This window comes from Acinetobacter terrae, assembly GCF_002135195.1.
Classification (GTDB): Bacteria; Pseudomonadota; Gammaproteobacteria; order Pseudomonadales; family Moraxellaceae; genus Acinetobacter; species Acinetobacter terrae.
The window spans coordinates 93826-114246 of the sequence record NZ_NEGF01000010.1 but is presented as its reverse complement, the minus strand read 5'-3'; the positions used below and the strand labels follow the sequence as shown (position 1 = coordinate 114246).

The window sequence follows — 20421 nt, the reverse complement described above, 5'->3', positions numbered from 1 at the left end:
AAAAAGAAAAAGCATGAAAAAATATTGTCATGTTTTGAGCATTTATAGACATAAAGAGCAAAAAATGTAGATTTTAGATAAAAAACATTCAAATTTTTTGATGGTGGGGTTGGAAAATAGATCGTGATTTATCGTTTAATTTTTCATCATATTGAAAATAAATAGATTAATTTATAGTTAAAATCTTGTGTCAATCCTGAATAGTAGGAGAGTAAATAAAATGATTTTTTCAGCATAAAAAAACAGACTGAGTTAGATCAGTCTGTTTTTTTTAATGGAATAAGGTAACTTATTAGGCTACTTTTTCACAGGCAGCTTTATCTTGAGTTACAGGTTCCAAAGCCGATACTTTTTGGTCGGCTTTTACAGTTGTAACTGCTTTTTTAGCAGGAAAATCGGGAACAAAAACAATTTGAGCAGATACATTTGCAGAAAAAGCCACAACAGCGATAGCCAAAAAAGATTTAATAGCGTTCATGATCATTTCCTTTAGGTGAAAGGATGCCCAAGAAAGATGGGCAAGGGAGAGAAATAAAACAAATTTCATGTAAATAATATCAAATAATGATCAGATTAAGTAAGTGCTAAAGGGTGAAAAAAGATGAATGGTGAGTTTAAATTATTATATAAATCATATATTTAGAGCTTTTACTCTAAGACAGATTGTGTTTCAACAATCTGTCTTAAGTTATTTAGAAATATAAAAAATTATCAATTTTTATGACATTTACTTTGGCACTTACTTTTGCATTTTTTCTCGTAAACTTTACCAGAAATACCACCAATAATAGCGCCACTCACGGTACCAAAAACAGGTAATACACTACCCGCAACAGCACCAATTAATGCACCTGTGACCGTAGGAGAAAAAGGTGATTTGATGTTTGAGCGCTGTCTAGGGGTAGAATCAACAGCAGCATCTTGAGTTTCAGTGTTCATATTTACCTCTTTAAGTTTCATGATTCAGAACTTAAATGTTCCGCATATCAGCCTAGCGAATTGTGCATCTGATTGTGTCAAAGCCTTGTATATATAAGTTGTGTTTTGTAAGAGGTAAATAAGAGGCAGCGATATTGTGTCTTACGTGTAAGTTTTTGCGGTGTAATGTTAAAACAAGGATTTTTGTTTAAAAAATACCCTATGATCAGGCCTCACAATAATAAAATTTGAGGTTTAAACAATGGCTATCGCAAAAGTAGTTGAGGTTAATTCAAGCAGTAACAAAAGTTTTGAAGATGCAATTCAGACAGGCATTCACAAAGTAACGGAAACAATAAAAAATGTGCAAGGTGCATGGATCAATGAGCAAAAAGTAGTGATTAAGGACAATAAAATTACTGAGTATCGCGTGAATTTAAAAATTAGTTTCTTGGTCGATTAGATTGATGAATTGTAAAATAAAAGAATCCCCTGATTCGGGGATTTTTTTATGACCAGTTGCAGTAAATCTATGTCATTAATAATGAAATAGAATTATTTCTCTGGAACATCACAGAGATCATCTTTACAGATCGCTGCATCTTCAGCTTTAACATTCGCGGGTTGCGGTGCTTCTAAAGCCTTTTCAAAGACTTGTAAAAATACTTCACGCGGTTGTGCGCCAGCTAATGCAATGCGTTGATCAAAGACAAAGAACGGTACGCCGGTCACTTTTAATTGATCTCGTGCCACATCTTCATCAAATTTGACAAAGTCTGCATATTCTTCTGAATTTAAAACATCCTCCACTTCAACTGGATTTAAGCCAATTCGTGCAGCAACGTCTTCAATTGTTTCACGTTCGCCAATGGGTAAACCTTGGGTCATATAGCTATAGAAAAAGGCTTCTTTGGCGTCTGAACCCAAGCCTTTACTTTGAGCCAAGTGAATAATGCGATGTGCATTAAAGGTGTTACCCGAGTTGGCATTTTCCCAATTGAATTGGATGCCTTCTTCAGCTGCCATAGCGGCAATATTACGTTGCATCTCTTCAACGTCTGCAACGGTGCGTCCATATTTTTGTGCAAGACGTTCAGAGTTTGAAACTTCCTGACGGACTGGCGCTTCTGGATCAAGTTCATAACTATGCCAATGAACTTCAAGTTCTAAACCTGCTTGTTCAGCAGCAGCTTCAAGACGTTTTTTACCAATATAACAAAATGGGCAAACCACATCTGACCAAATATCTACGCGCATGAGAAATCTCGAATCTTTTATTGCCTATATTGATGGGGGTTCGGATAGAAATTTAAAGCATGAAAATTGAATTAAAACTGCATCGTGCTAGAAAAACTTGATATGTTTTAGCTGAATAAATAACCAGTGTGGTTCTAAATCGGGTTATGCTATTGAAAAGTCAGTAGAGGAGAGTTTCGCATGCCAAGGATTTTTCTCATCTTAGGATTGGCAACATGTGCCGTATTTGGCTGGATGTTTTATCAGTATTCGGTACAACAAAATGACCTGAGCCAACTCAAGACCTACCAAACTGTATTATATGAAAAAGCAGAACTGATTTATGAACAGGCCCAGGACTGGTCTGAACCGATTGATATCAATGTGTCAGATCCCCGTTTACAGGGTGATTATAAAGTGATGGCGGACTTTGTCCTGAGTCAGATGATTCAAAATGCTGAAGCCAGAAATGAATATTTACGAGCGCTTAAAGCAATCCATTGGGATGAGTTTTTAAATATCGACCGCTTAGATCAAGACCGTAAACAGAAGTATGTAGAAACGGAACAGATGCTGAAACAGGCACATCTACTTACTTCCCAGTATCAACAACAAACCCAGCAACGTGAAGAAGATACCTTGGCAAGAGCCAAACATTTATCCATCAAAGCCAATCTGCGGCATCAATTAACGGATAGCTTACGTGAAAGTCGCGACAGTGATAAAACCCATGCTTTATTTGCTTTGGAATTGCAAATGTTAACTAAAGCTGATGCTTTGTTTGAAATTCTGAAAAATAATAAATGGCAGAAAAAGAACAAAACTTTTATGTTTTATGAAGATAAGCCCTTAAAGCAATTTAATGCCTTGTATCAGGAGGTGTTGCAGTTAAATGCAGAAATGGAAAAAATTAAAAAGCAAAATCGAAAAGCGGTTGAACAGCGTTTATAGCATTTGAGTTTGTATTCATCCTGAACAGATCAGGATTGAATTTAATATTTCAAAATAGATGCCAATGAACTTCAAGTTATAAACCTGCCTGTTCAGCAGCAATGTATAAACGTTTTGCCGATATAACAAAAAAGGCAAACCTCGTCTTTGATATGTCTAAAAGATAACAAGTAGGTCAATTGATCTCAGTGGTTAGTCGAGGAATTTAAAAAAAGATTATTTATGTGATTTATTTAGCAATATTTAAAGTAAATGTGATTGTTTTTATATAATTTAATGATGAGTGGTTGATGTTGCAGGGTTTAAGGGTGCTATTTTTTAAAAAGCACATAATTGTATGTGTAACTTGGAAGGTAGTGCTATGAAAAGACTAGGTTTTTTCATATTTATAACTTTGGTTATGGGTATGACTACATCGGTCATGGCTCGCTTCTATTCTTCGGCAAGTCTGCAAAGTTTAGATGATGAGGCTTTGGCCTGGATTTTAGGTCAAGACGACTCAATACAGACTGCGACGGATCCGCATCGTTTATATGGATATAAAACAATTGAAGTCTTGAATCAATGGGTTGATCGAGAAATCAGTGGAGATTTAAATCAACTCAGCAATATATTTTATACTAATGAACGGGGGGCTGCAGTTTTTCAGATCAATCGTGATGTTGTGAGTATAGGAATCCTTGAGTTTTCATTAACCATTAATGGTCTCAGAGAGATGGGTAATGCGATCGCTGATCAGATTAAATTTGATTAAAACATGCTCATAAAAAAACGCCCCTCGGGGCGTTTTTTATAATGCATTCAATTAAGCAATTTTAGCTTCTGGTTGAGCTGCAAGCATATGACCAGTTTCTTCAAAGTTAGCGTGCCATGAAAGCGCTTCACGAAGAAGGTGAGGAGTATGGCCGCCTTTTGCACATGAACGGTCAAAGTAATCGTTCAATGCATCACGGTACATTGGGTGAGCACAGTTGTCGATAATGGCACGAGCACGTTCACGTGGCGCTAAACCGCGTAAGTCTGCTAGACCTTGTTCAGTGACAAGGATATCAACATCGTGTTCAGAATGGTCTACGTGTGACGCCATTGGCACGATTGAAGAGATGTCACCACCTTTTGCAATCGACTTGGTCACAAAAATAGCCAAGTGAGCATTACGTGCGAAGTCACCTGAACCGCCGATACCGTTCATCATTTTAGTACCGCAAACGTGAGTTGAGTTTACGTTACCGTAAATATCAAACTCGAGCGCAGTGTTGATGCCGATAATCCCTAAACGACGAACCAATTCAGGGTGGTTTGAAATTTCTTGTGGACGAAGTACAAGTTTGTCTTTGTATGCTTCAAGGTTGTTAAATACTTTTTCGCCATATTTAGCAGAAAGAGTAATTGAAGAACCTGATGCAAACTTCATTTTACCTGCATCGATCAATTCAAAGGTACAGTCTTGCAGTACTTCAGAATACATCACCAAATCTTCGAAGTTAGATTCTTTAAGACCGGTCAATACGGCATTGGCAATAGAACCAATACCTGCTTGTAATGGGCCAAGATCTTTAGGTAAACGACCTTCAGCAACTTCTTGTTCAAAGAAATTGATCAAGTGGTTTGCAATCCCTTGAGTTTCATCATCTGGCTCAGTCACAGTTGATGGAGAATCGTGGTACTCGTTGTTAAATACGATCCCTACAATTTTAGATGGATCGATATTGATCGCATGCGTACCAATACGTTCATCCACTTGAGTCAATGGAATTGCTTGACGTGTTGGACGATAAGTCGGGATATAAATATCGTGTAAGCCTTCAAAAGCAGGGCTTAAATTGGTGTTGATTTCGATAATCACTTTTTCAGCAAAAATGGCAAAGCTTGCAGAGTTACCTACAGATGTGGTTGGGATAATGCCGCCATCTTCAGTAATTGCAACTGCTTCAATGATTGCAATATCCGGTTTTTTAAGCTGAAGATTACGCATTTGTTCAACGGTTTCAGACAAATGCTGATCGATGAACATTACTTCACCTTTGTTGATGGCTTTACGTAAAGTGTTATCTACTTGGAAAGGTAAACGGCGAGCAAGAACACCAGCTTCAGTTAATTTTTTATCTAAGTCGTTACCAAGACTGGCGCCAGTAATTAAAGTAATTTTCAAAGGATTACTGTGAGCTTGTTTTACAAGTGCTAAAGGAACAGCTTTTGCCTCACCTGCACGAGTAAATCCACTCATACCTACAGTCATACCATCTTGGATAAAAGTAGCAGCTTGTTCTGCGCTCATGACTTTGTCATGAAGTGACGCTAAACGAATACGATCTAAAGACATGGTTTACGCTCAATTCTTGTTCAAAACTAGACGGATTGTACCGCCCTAAAAAGGAATTGTGCATGCCTGTTAGGCTAAGGTCTAATTTTTTGAAAAAATGTGGGTATAACGATTTTTTATGGTTTTTAATGTGTTGATTTTAATGATGTAAAAAACAATGGTCTAATAGTTAAGTAAAACTGTTTGTTCATTAATTAATCAGACCTTAAAAATGCCCACTGAATGTTTGTTTAATTTTTCCTAAGGCGCTGGGGGGGGCATCTTCCTCAATTTCATCGTGAAGTATAGGTAAACAAATAAGTACTTCTAAACCACCTTGAGGGCGATTGTGAATCGTAAGTTGCCCTTGATGCATGTCGACAATACGTTTCACAATGGCTAAACCCAAACCACTGCCTTGTACCGTACGCGCTTCATTGCCTCGCACAAAGGGTTGCATCAAGTCTTCAATTTGATCTTCCGGAATGCCTTCACCATTGTCTGCGACAGTAATAAAAATATGGTCATTTTCAACTTTCGCGGATAATTCGATGGGTTCAGCACCATAGCGTTTCGAATTATTGATTAAATTGCCAATCATTCGTTTTAAAGACTGGCTACGTGCCTGAATGACCGGAACATCTTGGACTTTAAAACGGATATCTAATGGTTTGAACTGAATCACTAATTCCTGTAATAGCATATTAATGTCAGTGTCTTGCAGCTCTTCATCTGAACCATCTCGCATGTATGAGATGAACTGATCAAGAATCGCATCCATATCTTCGACATCATAAATCAAGCCTTCTTTAAGAAAGTCTTCATCGGGCATCATTTCTGCGCTTAAACGAATCCGGGTCAATGGGGTACGCAAGTCATGTGAAATTCCTGCCAGCATAATACGGCGGTCACGTTCGGCTTGATCCAGGGTATAAATCATATGATTAAAGGCCTGGTTTACTTCGCGAATTTCTTGAGGGCCATGATTGGTTTCCAGATAAGGTGCAGAACCGGTTTTACTATAGTTATTTGCCGCATTTTGTAGACGACGTAAGGGACGATTTAACTGGCGAACAAGGGTCAAAATGATGGCAGCGGCAATAAGGGGTACACCGAGTAACCAGCCAAAGACCAGTTCAGGGCTATAGTTGGCATAGGTTTTTAAGGGTTCACGTACCCAATGACCATTCATTTCCGGTGTTTGAATCCAAATACGCGGGCTCGGTTTAAATTGGAAATAGACTGTAACATCTTCAACTTTCAGTTCTTTGGCCAGCTTTTTTTCAATTTGATTGGTAAAAAACTCGGCAATGACTTTGTCACGAACACTTGGGTAGTCTTTGGGATCGGTAATGTATTCAATTCCAACACGGTTTTTGAGCCAGGTGTCGACATCCACTTCGGCATCATTATGAAAAATACGTAAATCTGGGTTGTTGATAATTTCTAGTTCAACCCCTAAATAGCGGGCGTGTTGCTGAATTTCTGGAAGATACAGGGTGCGCCAAAAGAACCATAACGACATAAATAAACTGAAGAATACAATGAATAACACGAGCACTGTGGTACGCATTGCAGCAGAACGCGGCTTGATCTTGTCAAAAAAGCGGTCCGAGCGGGTTCGCTTCTTTTCTGAATAAGCTTCGTAATCAGTAAATTTCTGTGGGTCGATGGGTTCGAGTTTCACACCAGCTTCCTGTAGGTATTTTTTTAAATTGAACAGTAATAATATTCGCGGTGAAATCTTACTGCCTGTACCTTCGATGGAAGGAGCTTGTTATGTTACTTTTTTTGAAAAAATGAGTAACACTGTTACGCAAGTAAAAACTTTGCCATTCGCTGAACTCGCGCATTTGCATGCGAGCTTTTAAAGAAGGGCGGGCTCAAACAGCAGCGAATGGCTTTTAGGGACAATTAATATCGCGAAGAATTATCCGCGTTGAGCGTTTTTATTCTGCACCATCTGGAACAAAAACATAACCTACGCCCCAAACAGTTTGGATATAACGCGCGCGGGCAGGGTTCTCTTCAACCAGACGACGTAAACGAGACACCTGAACATCAATAGAGCGTTCCATCGCACCCCATTCACGACCACGCGCAAGGTTCATCAATTTATCACGAGTCAAAGGTTCACGCGGATGTTGTACCAGTGCTTTCAGTACGGCGAACTCACCTGTAGTGAGGGTAACCACTTGACCTTCACGAGTAAGGGTACGTGTTGATAAATCAAGCGACCATGGACCAAAGCTCACAACTTCCATGTGCTGACTCGGTGCACCTGGAACTTCGCGTACTTGACGACGTAGTACTGCACGAATACGCGCTAACAGCTCATTTGGGTTAAACGGTTTTGGCAAGTAGTCATCTGCACCGGCTTCAAGCCCTGCAATACGGTCAGAGTCGCTGCCACGTGCAGTCAACATGATAATCGGTGTGTCGATATTGGACTGGCGTAAACGACGGCAAATACTTAAGCCATCTTCAACCGGAAGCATGAAATCGAGCACGATCAGGGAGAAAAGTTCGCGCTGTAATAAACGATCCATTTGTGTTGCGTCGTGTGCAGTTTTGACCACGAAGCCTTTATCTTCTAGAAAGCGCTGTAATAACGTACGTAAACGCACATCATCATCTACAACGAGAATGCGTTCGACGCGATCAGTTTCGTTTTGTACTGGATCTGTTTTTTCAGCAGGTACAACTAAACTCATGATGTGCTCCTTTATTCTTTATTGTCATCGTAAACAAAAGTTCGGATAGCCTTGAGTATACGATTCATTTGTATCTGTTTACTATGCTCTAAAGCAACAAATATAGCAGGTAAAATCAAGACATAGATACCAAATGTATACATCTAAATTATAGTGAATCTCGCTTAATATGTAGATTAAAAAACGACTTATCACTTAATTTTGTAGGGAATTATGAAAATGACATGAATTGGCAATATTGACCACTTATAAATTTAATAAAAACAATTGTGGATTTTATGGTCTTGGTCTTTATAATCATGCCATTTAGTACTTATCCTTGTGGGATCAAACACGATGACTGACTTAGTTCAGCAGTTAGCAAAAGAAATTGCCGTACGTCCAAATCAAGTAGAAGCTGCCATCAAGCTGATTGATGAAGGTGCAAGCGTTCCATTTATTGCACGTTACCGTAAAGAGGTAACTCAGGGCTTAGACGATACGCAGTTACGCCAACTCGACACGCGTTTATCGTATTTACGCGATTTATTTGAGCGCCGTGAAAAAGTTATTGAATCTCTGAAAGAACAAAATAAATTGTCAGATGATTTACTGAACCGCGTAAACGCTGCTGAAACCAAGAATGCTTTAGAAGAACTTTACGCACCGTATCGTCCAAAACGTACCAGCAAGTCATTTAAAGCCAAAGAAGCAGGCTTGGGTCCAATCGCGGCAAAAATCTTTGCAGAGCAGGTTGATCCAACTGAAGCTTTAGCTGGTTTTAGCCATGAAGATTATCCAGATGTGGAAAGTCAGCTGGATGCGATCCAGCACATTCTGATTGATGATTGGGCGCAAAACATTGCTTTAACCACAGAATTAAAAGCGACCTTTGCTAAAACTGCCGTTTTAAAAAGCGCAGTTGCAAGTGAAGAGAAAAAAGAAGTGGGCAAGAAATTCCGCGATTACTTCGATTTCTCTGAAAACTTCAATAAAGTAGCTTCACATCGCTTGCTTGCAATGTTACGTGGCCGTCAAGAAAACGTATTGGGCTTAAAAGTTGATGGTGAAGATGATGCACTATTGGCGCGTATTGAAACTGAATACAATCTTGATTCGGTTCAACCACAAGCGCGTGCAGATTACTTAAAACAAACCGCTAAACTGTTCTGGCTAGGTAAAGTTCGTCCACAAATCGAACATTCATTACTGACTGAAAAACGTCTTAGCGCTGAAACTGAAGCAATGAACGTATTTGCTGAAAACTTACGCCATTTATTACTTTCTGCACCTGCAGGCGCGCGTACGACTTTGGGTGTTGATCCTGGTATCCGTACTGGTGTGAAATTGGCTGTAGTGAATGCTTCTGGTGATGTGGTTGCCCATAGCATCATTTACCCATTTGCACCAAAAGAAGACAAAGAGGGTTCAATTGCTGAGCTTGCGCGTCTTTGCCGTGAATTCAATGTTGATTTAATCGCGATTGGTAATGGCACAGCTAGCCGTGAAACTGAAGCAGTTGTTGCGGAAATGATGGCTGCAAACGCAGACTTGAACCTTACACGTGTTTCAGTATCTGAAGCGGGTGCATCTGTTTATTCAGCATCTGAATTGGCTTCGCAAGAATTGCCAGAGCTAGACGTCTCAATTCGTGGTGCAGTATCGATTGCACGTCGTTTACAAGATCCATTGGCTGAACTTGTGAAGATTGACCCTAAATCGATTGGTGTAGGTCAATATCAACATGACGTAAACCAAACAGGCTTGGCGAAAACCCTTGAAGCTGTGGTTGAAGACTGTGTGAACTCGGTCGGTGTAGATGTAAATACAGCATCTCCTGCAATCCTGTCGTATATCGCAGGTTTGAATAAATCGATTGCACAACAGATTTTTGAATACCGTAAAGAAAATGGTCGTTTTGACAACCGTCAAGCCTTGAAAAATGTACCGCGTTTAGGTGAGCGTACTTTTGAACAGGCAGCTGGCTTCTTGCGTATTCAAGATGGTTCTGAACCATTGGATGCATCTGCGGTTCACCCTGAAAGCTATGCTTTGGTGAGCAAAATTGTTGAAGCCAAAGCAACCACGGTAAAAGATATCATTGGTAATTCTGAAATCATTCGTCAAGTGAATGCTGAAGAATTTGCCGATGACAAGTTTGGTCTGCCTACCATTCAAGACGTACTTAGCGAACTTGAAAAACCGGGTCGTGACCCACGTCCAGAATTCCGTACTGCAAAATTCCGTGAAGACATTACCGAAGTATCGCAATTAATTGAAGGCATGCAGCTAGAAGGCGTGATCACCAATGTAACGAACTTCGGTGCATTCGTTGATGTCGGCGTACATCAAGACGGTTTGGTGCATATTTCTGAACTTGCCAATGAGTTTGTAGCGGATCCACATAAAGTGGTGAAACCAGGTCAAATCGTTCAAGTACGTGTATTACAAGTGGATGCTGAACGTAACCGTGTTAATTTGTCTATGCGTCCTGAAGGATCTGAAGCACCTGCTAAAGCGCCGCGTCAGCCCCGTCGTGAGCAAAATGGTCAAACTGAACAACGTGGTGAACGTAAGCCGCAAGCGAAGCGTCCGCAAAATGCACGTCCTCAGGGTGATCGCCCACAAGGCAAAAAACCTCAATCTGCTAAACCACAAGAGCAAAAAATTGGTGGTTTAGGCGCATTGTTATTACAAGCAGGAATTAAAGGTTCTAAATAATTTTAGAATTTTTTAAGATTTAAAAAACCTCCCTAATGGGAGGTTTTTTTTTATGCAAGCTTTGGCACAATCCAACTGCAAATAATTAGCATGATGCCTAAATGCCCCAATTTACGACTCACTTTTTCTACTGTTGAAACTTGCATAGGAGACTGTTGAGAAGTTCCTTTTATTTTTATCGATGCAATCGACTTATTGAAATGCAAGAACATAGCCAAATCGATACAAATTAAAATACTACCGACATCACTGACTATATCCATCAATTGATAATCTTGTAGATAGATAGAAGTCGCTATTTGGTAGCAAAGGAAAAGGGCAAAAGCAAAACAGGCATATTGAAAAATAACAGCAGCGATCCGCATAAAAATCTAAAAACAAAAAAATGATGTGTGTTTATAACATAAAAAAGCCAGTCTAATGACTGGCTTAATATTGCACAATTTTACCAATGTTCACCCGGGAACAAACGAGCATATGCTTTTTGAACCCAATTCAGTTTCTGTGGTTGACCTACCGAAGCAGAAGAGCTTGGGAACAGGTTATAACCAATCGACATCAATTTATTATTGATATCTGGTGCGATAGAGTAGGTGATCGATGCCAAACGACCTAAGTGGGTCGCCACTTTCTTCGGACGTTTCACAATTGCATATGCAATTAAATCTGCCGCCTGTTCAGGAGAAAGTGTTGGTACATATTTATAAATTTTGGTTGGCGCAATCATCGGAGTGCGTACCAATGGCATGTAAACTGAAGTAATCGCAATTTTATGCGAATGAACTTCGGCAGACAGACAACGGCTGAATGCATCCAGTGCAGCTTTAGATGCGACGTAAGCTGAAAAACGTGTTGCATTGGCCAATACACCAATCGAGCTGATATTAATGATATGACCATCGCGACGAACCATCATCTGCGGGAGAATATTCATCACCAAACGGATGGCACCGAAGTAATTCAGCTGCATTGTGCGTTCAAAATCATGAAAACGATCTGATGATTCATGTACCGCACGACGAATAGAACGTCCTGCATTATTAATTAAAATATCAATATGATCGACAGATGCTAAAATTTGTTTAGAGACTTCATCAATCGATTCCATGTTATTTAAATCACATGGAAACACTGAAGCCTGTCCACCTTTTGCTTCAATTTCTTGTTTAACTTGATCTAATGTTTCTTTGGTACGTGCAACCAATAAAACATGTGCGCCTGCATCGGCAAGTTTATGTGCAGCAGTTAAGCCAATACCACTGGATGCACCTGTAATTAAAACCACTTTACCGTTGACTCGGTTGCGAAAGAGTTTCTCTAGTCTTGAATTCACGCTGTTTTTTTCCTGATTTAAATAGAACAAAATTCTAGATTATGTTTTTTGTAGTTGATTATTTGGCTCAAAATATTGGGGAATTGAGCTCTTCTCATCTCGGTTATGATAACCAAAGTTTAAAAAAAATCTATAAATAAGTTGTTGAATTTACAAATATAATTAGAGTAATTGCTCTATTTTCATTCTTCTTATAACTTAATTTTTACCACGAATTCAAAACAAAGCCAAGAGAAATAAGCACAAAGTATTTAAGAAATAAAAACCTTCTTCCTGATGAGGAAGAAGGTCAAATTTAAAGTAGCTTACAAAACATTAAACTTGAGCAAGTGCCTGTTCTAAATCTGCAATCAAATCATCAATATGCTCAATCCCAACCGATAAGCGAACCATATCAGTACTGACTCCAGCAGACTTTAGTTCTTCTTCATTGAGCTGACGATGGGTGGTGGTAGCAGGGTGGCAGGCGAGGCTTTTTGCATCGCCAATATTCACCAGACGGGTGAAGAGTTGCAACGCATCAATAAAGCGAGTGCCGCCTGCAAGACCATCTTGTACGCCAAAAGACAGAATCGCAGATGGTTTACCTTTCACATATTTTTGCGCCAAAGCATGCTGTGGATGATCTTTTAGGCCAGCATAATTGACCCATTTCACTTTTGGATGCTGCTGTAAATATTCAGCTACTTTTTGCGCATTTTCAGTATGGCGCTCCATACGTAAATTTAAAGTTTCTAAACCTTGCAGGATGAGGAATACGCTGAGAGGACTAATGGCAGCCCCAGTATTGCGTAATGGCACCACCCGTGCACGCGCGATATAAGCCGCTGCACCTAAAGCTTCAACATAATTGACACCATGATAGCTTGGGTCAGGGCTATTCAACACTTTGAAACGTTCAGGATATTTGCCCCAAGGGAATTTGCCACTATCAACAATAGCGCCGCCAATCGAGTTGCCGTGACCACCAATATATTTGGTCAAAGAGTGAACCACAATGTCTGCCCCATGTTCAAAGGCTTTCAATAGAGCAGGGGTGGCAACCGTATTATCGACAATAACGGGTACACCATATTCATGGGCAATTTTCGAAATCGCTTCTAGGTCGATGATATTGCCAAGTGGATTACCAATCGATTCCACAAAGACCAGTTTGGTTTTGTCATCAATCAAGCCTCGTAGTGCTTCTGGATCTTGGTAATCGAAGAAACGCACTTCAATGCCTTGTTTTGGCAAAGTGTGTGCAAACAAGTTGTAAGTTCCGCCATATAAAGTGGAAACAGAGGCAATATTGTCACCCGCTTCAGCAATGGTCTGAATCGAATAGGTAATAGCCGACATGCCTGAAGCTAAAGCCAATGCGCCAATACCGCCTTCAAGCGCAGCCAGACGTTGCTCTAAGACAGCTGTTGTTGGATTCATAATACGGGTATAGATATTCCCTTGAACCTTTAAATCGAACAAATCGGCCCCATGTTGAGTATTGTCAAAGGCATAAGATGTAGTTTGATAAATAGGTACAGCCACGGCTTTTGTTGTTGGGTCTGGGCTATAACCGGCATGAATGGCCAGGGTTTCATCTTTATAGGTCATGTTTACATCATCTTCGTGAGTTAAATATTGATCGAGTTTAGCATTTTCTTATATAAGTCAAAGCGCTATTTAAATGAAATTGTTATCTTAAATATTCATATGAATGTTAATTTTCAGTGCAAGCTGAACAAAATTAACTGTGGATGAATATGTTTAAAAAATAAACGTGTCCTGAGTTGTAACATTCTATTGAAGATGGAAGCTATGCCTTATTTTTTCGGCACTTTCATCGTATAATGCCGGCAATTATTTGTTCGCATAATATTATTGCTATGCGAATGTTGTTTTTTCTATAGAGGAGTCCTACGTGGCCCAATATATTTACACGATGAACCGTGTGTCGAAGATGGTTCCGCCTAAGCGCGAAATCCTGAAAGACATCTCTTTATCATTTTTCCCAGGCGCAAAAATTGGTGTGCTTGGTTTAAACGGTGCAGGTAAATCTACCTTGCTTCGTATTATGGCGGGCGTAGATAAAGATTTCTCAGGTGAAGCGCGTGCTCAACCGGGTATTAAAATCGGTTATCTTGAGCAGGAACCACCATTAGATCCAAATAAAGATGTTCGTGGTAACGTTGAAGATGGTTTGCGTGAACCATTGGATGCCTTGGCGCGTCTTGATGAAGTATTTGCAGAATATGCAGCAGAAGATGCTGACTTTGATGCACTTGCAAAAGAACAAGAGAAATTGGAAGCGATTATCCAGACTTGGGATGCGCATAACTTAAGCAACCAAATGGATCAGGCAGCAGCTGCATTAAACCTTCCCGCTTGGGATGCAGACGTAAACTTGCTTTCAGGTGGTGAACGCCGCCGTGTAGCACTTTGTCGTTTATTGCTTTCTAAACCTGACATGTTGCTTCTTGATGAACCGACCAACCATTTGGATGCAGAATCTGTAACCTGGTTAGAACGTTTCTTGAAAGACTTCGCGGGTACTATTGTTGCGATTACGCATGACCGTTATTTCTTGGATAACGTTGCCGAGTGGATTCTGGAGCTTGACCGTGGACATGGTATTCCTTACCAAGGTAACTATTCTTCTTGGTTGGAACAGAAAAATGCCCGTTTAGAGCAAGAGAACAAGCAGGAAGAATCTTTTGCTAAAGCATTGAAGAAAGAACTTGAATGGGTTCGTTCTAATGCTAAAGGCCAGCAAAAGAAAAACAAAGCGCGTATGGAGCGTTTTGAAGAGCTTAACTCTAAAGAGTTCCAGCAACGTAATGAAACTTCTGAAATCTACATTCCACCTGGTCCACGCTTAGGCAACAAGGTTGTAGATGTTGAAGGGATCAGTAAATCGTTTGATGGTCGTTTACTGTATGAGAACTTAACCTTCTCTGTGCCACCAACTGCGATTGTGGGTATTGTTGGTCCTAACGGTGCAGGTAAAACGACACTGTTCCGTATGATGACGGGCGAGCAACAACCAGATACCGGTACGGTAACTCTGGGTGAATCCGTTAAAGTGGCTTACGTGGGTCAGTTACGTGATACTTTAGATGACAATAAAACCGTTTGGGAAGAAATTTCTGGCGGTCTTGATATCTTGAAAGTGGGCGATTACGAAATCGCATCACGTGCTTATATCGGTCGTTTCAACTTTAAAGGTCAAGATCAGCAAAAACGTGTTGGCAGCTTGTCTGGTGGTGAGCGTAACCGTCTGCAACTTGCAAAAGTCTTGCAGCAAGGCGCGAACGTAATCTTGCTCGATGAACCATCGAACGACTTGGATATCGAAACTTTACGTGCGCTTGAGGATGCAATTCTTGTATTCCCGGGTACGGTAATGGTGGTATCGCATGACCGTTGGTTCCTGGACCGTATTGCGACACACATCTTATCATTTGAAAATGAACAGCCTGAATTCTACGCGGGTAACTATGCTGAATATGAAGCATATCGCCAGTCACGTTTGGGTGATGCTGCTGTACAAAAGCGTTCTAAATACAAAAAAATCGGCGTTTAATTGCTTGTTTTTGTGTGATTAAAAAACCAGCCTCCGGGCTGGTTTTTTATTGGGAATTTTTAGGAAAAAGCTAATTGGCTATATGCTTTTTCTAAGGTCATTTGTGCTTCATGATGTCCTTGCTTAGCCGCTTTTTTTAGCCATTCTTCTGCATGTGTGTAGTTTTTATCTAGGCCTGATTGTCCATGAAGATAACATATACCTAGTTTATATTGTGCATCACTATGGTCTTGCTTAGCTGCTTTTGTTAGCCATTCTTCTGCATGTGTGTAGTTTTTATCTAGGCCTAATTGCCCATGAAGATAACATACACCTAGTTTATATTGCGCATCACTATGGCCTTTTAAGGCAGCACTTAAAAAGTTCCATATTGCATTTCGATTGTTATAAGAGGATTGATCATTATCACACGTTAAATGATGTTCAATCGCAAGCTGCTCAAAACATTGTGCCTGTTCAAACTCCAAATTTGCCTCATCTGTTCTTATATTTTGCATTCCTTGCAAATGTTGATCTGAAGGACTAAGCAAAGCGTCTACAATCTTTTTTATCTTATTCACGATCATAATCAACCCCTTTCTCCTGCATCAGATTATCATAATCTAATCATTTTAACGAAATGATTTTTTTTATTTTAAAGTACAAACAATTTGTAAGTAAGTGAATTTTTTTGTTATTTAAAAAAAAATTAAAAAGGCTTTGATGTTGATTATTAATGTAAATAAAGGTGAATAGTTTTCATATTTTATACAGAATTTCTTACTAACTCTTGAATTTATGCGATCTTGCTCATTAAGTTGATTTATATTTGAAGAGTGCTAAAAAATTATAGTATTTCTCTATTTTTTATGGATAAATTATTTATATAAAGAGAAATAAAATGGGAGTCTGCAATGAATGGACATCACGGGCATGATCATAGTCATGCTGTTGTGAGCGAAAATAATGCCAAAAAATTAACCTTTGCCTTAGTGCTGACCACCACATTTTTAATTGTAGAAGTGATAGCAGGCTTTATTACGCAAAGTTTGGCTTTACTCTCTGATGCAGCCCACATGTTTACCGATGCTGCTGCGCTTGCCATAGCGCTTGTTGCCATAAAAATAGGTAAACTTCCTGCCGATGATAAGCGCACTTTCGGCTATCAGCGCTTTGAGATTTTAGCAGCTCTGTTTAATGCATCTATGCTGTTTGTAGTGGCGATGTATATTCTGTATGAAGCCTATCAGCGTTTTTCAAATCCGCCTGAAATTCAAAGTTTGGGCATGATGATTGTCGCGATTATTGGTCTGATCATTAATCTGATTTCGATGAAAATTCTATTTTCAAGCAGCCAAGAAAGTTTGAATGTAAAAGGGGCGTACTTAGAGGTTTTGAGTGATGCTTTGGGTTCTGTGGGTGTGTTTATTGGGGCAGTGATTATTTATTTTACTCACTGGGTTTGGATAGATACCTTAATTGCCGTGCTGATCGGGTTTTGGGTGTTACCTAGAACGTGGATTTTACTGAAACAAAGCATCAATATTTTGCTTGAAGGTGTGCCTGAAGAAATTGATATTGAAAAATTACGTAATGATCTTCTTGGGTTGAAAGATGTTGAAAGTATTCATCAACTCAAGGTTTGGGCGATTACTTCGAAGAATATACATCTGACTGTGCATTTATATGCACCACAGGCTGATCGTAATGCGTTGTATCAGCAAGCTTTGGAAATGTTAAGCCATATCCATGGCATTACTGAAATGACGCTACAGATTGAAGAGGATGAGTGTCTTGCGCATTCACATTGTCAACCGGATGATCATCAACAAAAACATCCACATCATCGTGATGAAGATTCACATCAGCACCGAGACTGAACATGGAGCTGATGTGAAATGAATTTTATTTTAAATTTCCCACTCGTGGTGGCACTCACGACATTTCCATTTCTTTTGCGACTGCATAAAGCCTTGCATCGAAATTTTAAAGTCGGGTAGGTCGCGGTAAAACATAAAGCCTGCAATCAGACACAGCACAAATACCACCACAGTTGCAGATTGTAATGTTGTTCCTGCACCATCACCAAAAATCCACATGGCAATACTAATTAAAACCAACAGCAATAAGATGAAAACAGCAGGAATTAACAAGACTAAGCTTTTAGGTACCACTGGTCGTGCCGCAGGTCCGCCAGATTGTGCAACAGGCATAATTTTAGGGCTTTGGCATTTTGGGCAACGGTATTGCATTACAACTCCAGAATTCTAATCTATGGGTTATTCTAATCTGAATGTCACGGAAAGCAAAAATACCGCTCATAAAATACCGTGAATAAAAAATTTAGACCATAAAAAAGCCACTGAATAGGTCAGTGGCTTTTTTGAATTTGGCGTCCCTACGGGGATTCGAACCCCGGTTACCGCCGTGAAAGGGCGATGTCCTAGGCCTCTAGACGATAGGGACTTATCGAGGCAACACAGGTAAAACAAATAACTTGGTGGAGTCAAGGAGGATCGAACTCCTGACCTCTACAATGCCATTGTAGCGCTCTACCAACTGAGCTATAACCCCCAGTCTGTGTGAGCGCAATATTAGGGGCATTGCGCTCATACGTCAACTATAAAATCAATTATGCCTCATCAACTGCGTCATTTTTCGGCAATTTTAAGCTTTCATTGAGTTTTTCCCAAACTTTTGCTTCTTTTTTACTCGGACCACCGACAATTTCAAGCGCATGACGTAAACGAGCAAAGGTTAAGTCGGGACCAATCGTTACCATAGACTGCATTACAGGAGTTGAACTGGTCGAACCGGCAATGGCAATAAAGAAGGTTGGCATGAAGTCGCGTAACTTCACTTCCATTTGTGTCGCTAAATCCATCAGGGTTTGACTAACCGTGTCGTTATTCCAGGTGAATAAGCTTTCTAAACGCCAAATTGCAAATTGTAAGCTTTGACGAACTTGTTCTTCAGACAATTTCTTGCTTTCAAACTGTTCTTTAGACAGTTGTGGGAACTGGTTGAAGTAGAAACCTGCCCAATTCACCGCTTCAGACAACAAGTTGATACGCGGTTGAATCGCAGCAGCAATATCTTCCAAAGTCTTACGGTTTGATTTCCAATTCAAAAGGGTATTGAGCAATTCAGCGGGAGAGAGCGCTTTAATCCATTGACCATTGAGCCAGTTGAGCTTTTCTACATCAAAGATTGGACCACCAAGGGATACGCGCTTAATGTCGAAATGTTCAATCATTTCTGCCAAAGTGAATTTTTCACTTTCATCCGGCATAGACCAGCCCATACGACCTAAATAGTTCAATAACGCTTCTGGAAGTACACCGATGTCTTTGTAATAGTTGATTGAGGTTGGGTTTTTACGTTTCGATAATTTTGATTTATCCGGATTACGTAATAATGGCATGTGGCAAAGCACAGGCATATCCCAGCCAAAGTATTGGTATAATAATTGGTGTTTAGGCGCAGATGGAATCCATTCTTCACCACGAATCACGTGGGTAATTTCCATTAAATGGTCATCGACCACATTGGCCAAATGGTAAGTTGGCAAGCCATCCGTTTTAAGCAAAATTTGCATATCGACTTGTGCCCATGGAATTTCCACTTCGCCACGCAGCATATCGTCAAATTTGCAACTGCCTTCAGCTGGCACTTTCATGCGAATCACGTGTGCTTCGCCTGCAGCTAAACGATTTTGAACTTCTTCTTGAGATAAAAGTAAACCACGACCGTCATAACGAGGACTTTCACCGCGGGCTTGCTGTTCAGCACGCATTTGATCCAATTCTTCACTCGTTGCGAAGCAGTAGAATGCATGACCTTTTTCAACAAGTTCTAACGCATATTGTTTATAGATGCCCATACGTTCGGATTGACGATACGGTGCATGTGGACCACCAATATCGGGACCTTCTGACCAATTCAAACCTAACCAACGCAATGAATCTAAAATCATTTTTTCAGATTCAGGAGTTGAACGAAGTTGATCGGTATCTTCAATACGAAGAATAAATTCACCACCATGCTGTTTAGCAAAACATAAGTTGAACAAGGCAATATATGCAGTGCCTACATGTGGGAAGCCTGTAGGAGAAGGGGCAATACGAGTACGAACAGTCATAATCAATATTTTTCAGAATGTGAATGGAAAGTATTATAACGAAAAAGCCTAATCACTTAATGTTAAATTCAACATTGAGATGATTAGGCTTGGTCTAAACTTCTTAAAGGGGCAAGAAGTTCGGTATTAGATTAAGAATTATTTTGTGGGAAAAACACTTGTACAAAACGAGTAAATTTTTGATTTTGAGAGGCAAAAAAGCTTTGTGTCGGTGCAACTTTAATTTCAGTAAGGACTTTTAAATCATTGTCATTATGAAAAGTATTTGAACCTTGCTTGTGTTGTTGCAATGCTTTTTCAATCAGTGATGATTTTTCAGGTAAAAGACTGATTTTAGTATCTATGGCTTTAATGGCAGCTGCGTGTCCAATTTGAGCCATAAACCCTAAAGTTAGACTTAAACTCAATGCTGTTATAACCGGTGTAAATTTCATTTCCACATCCCCCTTACTGGTGCTGGAATTCTCTAGATATTGTTTTTCTATTCTAGTGATAACCATTTAAACACATAAAAAAATACAAAAGTAGAACTAGGTCACACTTTTTTACAAAATGATAAAGAACTAATTCAATGTAGTCACTTTG

General features: G+C 39.7%; 19 protein-coding genes and 2 tRNA genes. 6 read left to right on the top strand and 15 right to left on the bottom strand.

The window, feature by feature from the left end:
• Nucleotides 1-292: 292 nt before the first annotated feature.
• Together B9T23_RS11750 and B9T23_RS11745 are read right to left on the bottom strand one after the other, a co-directional pair.
• Nucleotides 293-478, bottom strand: coding sequence for a hypothetical protein (locus tag B9T23_RS11750; protein ID WP_086194216.1), 186 nt, complete (start codon nt 476-478; stop codon nt 293-295).
• Between the two features lie 233 nt (nt 479-711).
• The gene (locus B9T23_RS11745; protein WP_067726885.1) at nt 712-939 is read right to left on the bottom strand and encodes a glycine zipper domain-containing protein; all 228 of its coding nucleotides are present in this window, start codon (nt 937-939) and stop codon (nt 712-714) included.
• 241 nt (nt 940-1180) lie between these two features.
• Between B9T23_RS11745 and B9T23_RS11740 the strand changes: the two genes are divergently transcribed.
• Nucleotides 1181-1381: a dodecin family protein gene (locus B9T23_RS11740; RefSeq protein WP_067726883.1), complete on the top strand. Its 201-nt coding sequence runs from the start codon at nt 1181-1183 to the stop codon at nt 1379-1381.
• A gap of 92 nt (nt 1382-1473) precedes the next feature.
• Here the strand turns inward: B9T23_RS11740 and B9T23_RS11735 are convergent, their stop codons facing one another.
• Nucleotides 1474-2175, bottom strand: a complete 702-nt coding sequence (locus B9T23_RS11735) for a DsbA family oxidoreductase (RefSeq protein WP_086194215.1) — start codon at nt 2173-2175, stop codon at nt 1474-1476.
• A gap of 180 nt (nt 2176-2355) precedes the next feature.
• On the opposite strand from B9T23_RS11735, the gene B9T23_RS11730 reads away from it, so the two are divergent.
• Both B9T23_RS11730 and B9T23_RS11725 read left to right on the top strand, forming a co-directional pair.
• Entirely contained in the window at nt 2356-3105 is a 750-nt protein-coding gene (locus B9T23_RS11730) for a hypothetical protein (protein ID WP_086194214.1), read from the top strand.
• Between the two features lie 406 nt (nt 3106-3511).
• Entirely contained in the window at nt 3512-3859 is a 348-nt protein-coding gene (locus B9T23_RS11725) for a hypothetical protein (protein ID WP_143222522.1), read from the top strand.
• A gap of 51 nt (nt 3860-3910) precedes the next feature.
• On the opposite strand, the gene B9T23_RS11720 is transcribed toward B9T23_RS11725, so the two are convergent.
• From B9T23_RS11720 to ompR, 3 genes are all read right to left on the bottom strand, one after another.
• Nucleotides 3911-5428, bottom strand: a complete 1518-nt coding sequence (locus B9T23_RS11720) for an acetyl-CoA hydrolase/transferase family protein (RefSeq protein WP_086194212.1) — start codon at nt 5426-5428, stop codon at nt 3911-3913.
• 205 nt (nt 5429-5633) lie between these two features.
• A complete protein-coding gene (locus B9T23_RS11715) occupies nt 5634-7094 on the bottom strand; it encodes an ATP-binding protein (RefSeq protein WP_086194211.1) in 1461 nt (486 codons plus the stop codon).
• A gap of 262 nt (nt 7095-7356) precedes the next feature.
• Nucleotides 7357-8121, bottom strand: a complete 765-nt coding sequence (ompR, locus tag B9T23_RS11710; RefSeq protein ID WP_067726874.1) for an osmolarity response regulator transcription factor OmpR — start codon at nt 8119-8121, stop codon at nt 7357-7359.
• Nucleotides 8122-8457: 336 nt separating this feature from the next.
• On the opposite strand from ompR, the gene B9T23_RS11705 reads away from it, so the two are divergent.
• A complete protein-coding gene (locus B9T23_RS11705) occupies nt 8458-10821 on the top strand; it encodes a Tex family protein (protein ID WP_086194210.1) in 2364 nt (787 codons plus the stop codon).
• A 50-nt stretch (nt 10822-10871) separates the two neighbouring features.
• Here B9T23_RS11705 and B9T23_RS11700 read toward each other — a convergent pair whose 3' ends face one another.
• From B9T23_RS11700 to B9T23_RS11690, 3 genes are all read right to left on the bottom strand, one after another.
• A complete protein-coding gene (locus B9T23_RS11700; protein ID WP_086194209.1) occupies nt 10872-11186 on the bottom strand; it encodes a hypothetical protein in 315 nt (104 codons plus the stop codon).
• 80 nt (nt 11187-11266) lie between these two features.
• Nucleotides 11267-12154, bottom strand: a complete 888-nt coding sequence (locus B9T23_RS11695; protein WP_067726868.1) for an SDR family NAD(P)-dependent oxidoreductase — start codon at nt 12152-12154, stop codon at nt 11267-11269.
• 315 nt (nt 12155-12469) lie between these two features.
• On the bottom strand, nt 12470-13747 hold the full coding sequence (locus B9T23_RS11690) for an O-acetylhomoserine aminocarboxypropyltransferase/cysteine synthase family protein (protein WP_086194208.1): 1278 nt from the start codon (nt 13745-13747) through the stop codon (nt 12470-12472).
• Between the two features lie 307 nt (nt 13748-14054).
• Here B9T23_RS11690 and ettA point away from each other — a divergent pair, with 307 nt between their 5' ends.
• A complete protein-coding gene (gene ettA, locus B9T23_RS11685; RefSeq protein ID WP_086194207.1) occupies nt 14055-15716 on the top strand; it encodes an energy-dependent translational throttle protein EttA in 1662 nt (553 codons plus the stop codon).
• Between the two features lie 59 nt (nt 15717-15775).
• Here the strand turns inward: ettA and B9T23_RS11680 are convergent, their stop codons facing one another.
• Entirely contained in the window at nt 15776-16282 is a 507-nt protein-coding gene (locus tag B9T23_RS11680; protein WP_086194206.1) for a tetratricopeptide repeat protein, read from the bottom strand.
• Nucleotides 16283-16609: 327 nt separating this feature from the next.
• On the opposite strand from B9T23_RS11680, the gene B9T23_RS11675 reads away from it, so the two are divergent.
• Nucleotides 16610-17575 carry a cation diffusion facilitator family transporter gene (locus tag B9T23_RS11675; protein WP_067726860.1) on the top strand — a complete coding sequence of 322 codons (966 nt, stop codon included), beginning with the start codon at nt 16610-16612 and terminating at the stop codon, nt 17573-17575.
• A 30-nt stretch (nt 17576-17605) separates the two neighbouring features.
• Here B9T23_RS11675 and B9T23_RS11670 read toward each other — a convergent pair whose 3' ends face one another.
• The 5 genes from B9T23_RS11670 to B9T23_RS11650 all read right to left on the bottom strand — a co-directional run bounded on the left by B9T23_RS11670 (nt 17606) and on the right by B9T23_RS11650 (nt 20270).
• Nucleotides 17606-17947 (bottom strand): hypothetical protein, encoded by a 342-nt coding sequence (locus tag B9T23_RS11670; protein WP_086194205.1) that lies wholly within the window; start codon nt 17945-17947, stop codon nt 17606-17608.
• 138 nt (nt 17948-18085) lie between these two features.
• A tRNA-Glu gene (locus tag B9T23_RS11665) sits at nt 18086-18161 on the bottom strand.
• 32 nt (nt 18162-18193) lie between these two features.
• A tRNA-Ala gene (locus B9T23_RS11660) sits at nt 18194-18269 on the bottom strand.
• Nucleotides 18270-18327: 58 nt separating this feature from the next.
• The gene (gltX, locus tag B9T23_RS11655; RefSeq protein WP_086194204.1) at nt 18328-19836 is read right to left on the bottom strand and encodes a glutamate--tRNA ligase; all 1509 of its coding nucleotides are present in this window, start codon (nt 19834-19836) and stop codon (nt 18328-18330) included.
• Nucleotides 19837-19967: 131 nt separating this feature from the next.
• Complete coding sequence (locus tag B9T23_RS11650) at nt 19968-20270, bottom strand: hypothetical protein (protein ID WP_067726854.1); 303 nt, start codon at nt 20268-20270, stop codon at nt 19968-19970.
• Between the last annotated feature and the right edge of the window lie 151 nt (nt 20271-20421).

Bases quoted from the DNA above. Each gene is read 5' to 3' on its own strand.
- B9T23_RS11750 (WP_086194216.1), bottom strand. From the start codon at position 478: ATGAACGCTATTAAATCTTTTTTGGCTATCGCTGTTGTGGCTTTTTCT.
- B9T23_RS11745 (WP_067726885.1), bottom strand. From the start codon at position 939: ATGAACACTGAAACTCAAGATGCTGCTGTTGATTCTACCCCTAGACAG.
- B9T23_RS11740 (WP_067726883.1), top strand. From the start codon at position 1,181: ATGGCTATCGCAAAAGTAGTTGAGGTTAATTCAAGCAGTAACAAAAGT.
- B9T23_RS11735 (WP_086194215.1), bottom strand. From the start codon at position 2,175: ATGCGCGTAGATATTTGGTCAGATGTGGTTTGCCCATTTTGTTATATT.
- B9T23_RS11730 (WP_086194214.1), top strand. From the start codon at position 2,356: ATGCCAAGGATTTTTCTCATCTTAGGATTGGCAACATGTGCCGTATTT.
- B9T23_RS11725 (WP_143222522.1), top strand. From the start codon at position 3,512: ATGACTACATCGGTCATGGCTCGCTTCTATTCTTCGGCAAGTCTGCAA.
- B9T23_RS11720 (WP_086194212.1), bottom strand. From the start codon at position 5,428: ATGTCTTTAGATCGTATTCGTTTAGCGTCACTTCATGACAAAGTCATG.
- ompR (WP_067726874.1), bottom strand. From the start codon at position 8,121: ATGAGTTTAGTTGTACCTGCTGAAAAAACAGATCCAGTACAAAACGAA.
- B9T23_RS11705 (WP_086194210.1), top strand. From the start codon at position 8,458: ATGACTGACTTAGTTCAGCAGTTAGCAAAAGAAATTGCCGTACGTCCA.
- B9T23_RS11700 (WP_086194209.1), bottom strand. From the start codon at position 11,186: ATGCGGATCGCTGCTGTTATTTTTCAATATGCCTGTTTTGCTTTTGCC.
- B9T23_RS11690 (WP_086194208.1), bottom strand. From the start codon at position 13,747: ATGACCTATAAAGATGAAACCCTGGCCATTCATGCCGGTTATAGCCCA.
- B9T23_RS11680 (WP_086194206.1), bottom strand. From the start codon at position 16,282: ATGATCGTGAATAAGATAAAAAAGATTGTAGACGCTTTGCTTAGTCCT.
- B9T23_RS11675 (WP_067726860.1), top strand. From the start codon at position 16,610: ATGAATGGACATCACGGGCATGATCATAGTCATGCTGTTGTGAGCGAA.
- B9T23_RS11670 (WP_086194205.1), bottom strand. From the start codon at position 17,947: ATGCAATACCGTTGCCCAAAATGCCAAAGCCCTAAAATTATGCCTGTT.
- gltX (WP_086194204.1), bottom strand. From the start codon at position 19,836: ATGACTGTTCGTACTCGTATTGCCCCTTCTCCTACAGGCTTCCCACAT.
- B9T23_RS11650 (WP_067726854.1), bottom strand. From the start codon at position 20,270: ATGAAATTTACACCGGTTATAACAGCATTGAGTTTAAGTCTAACTTTA.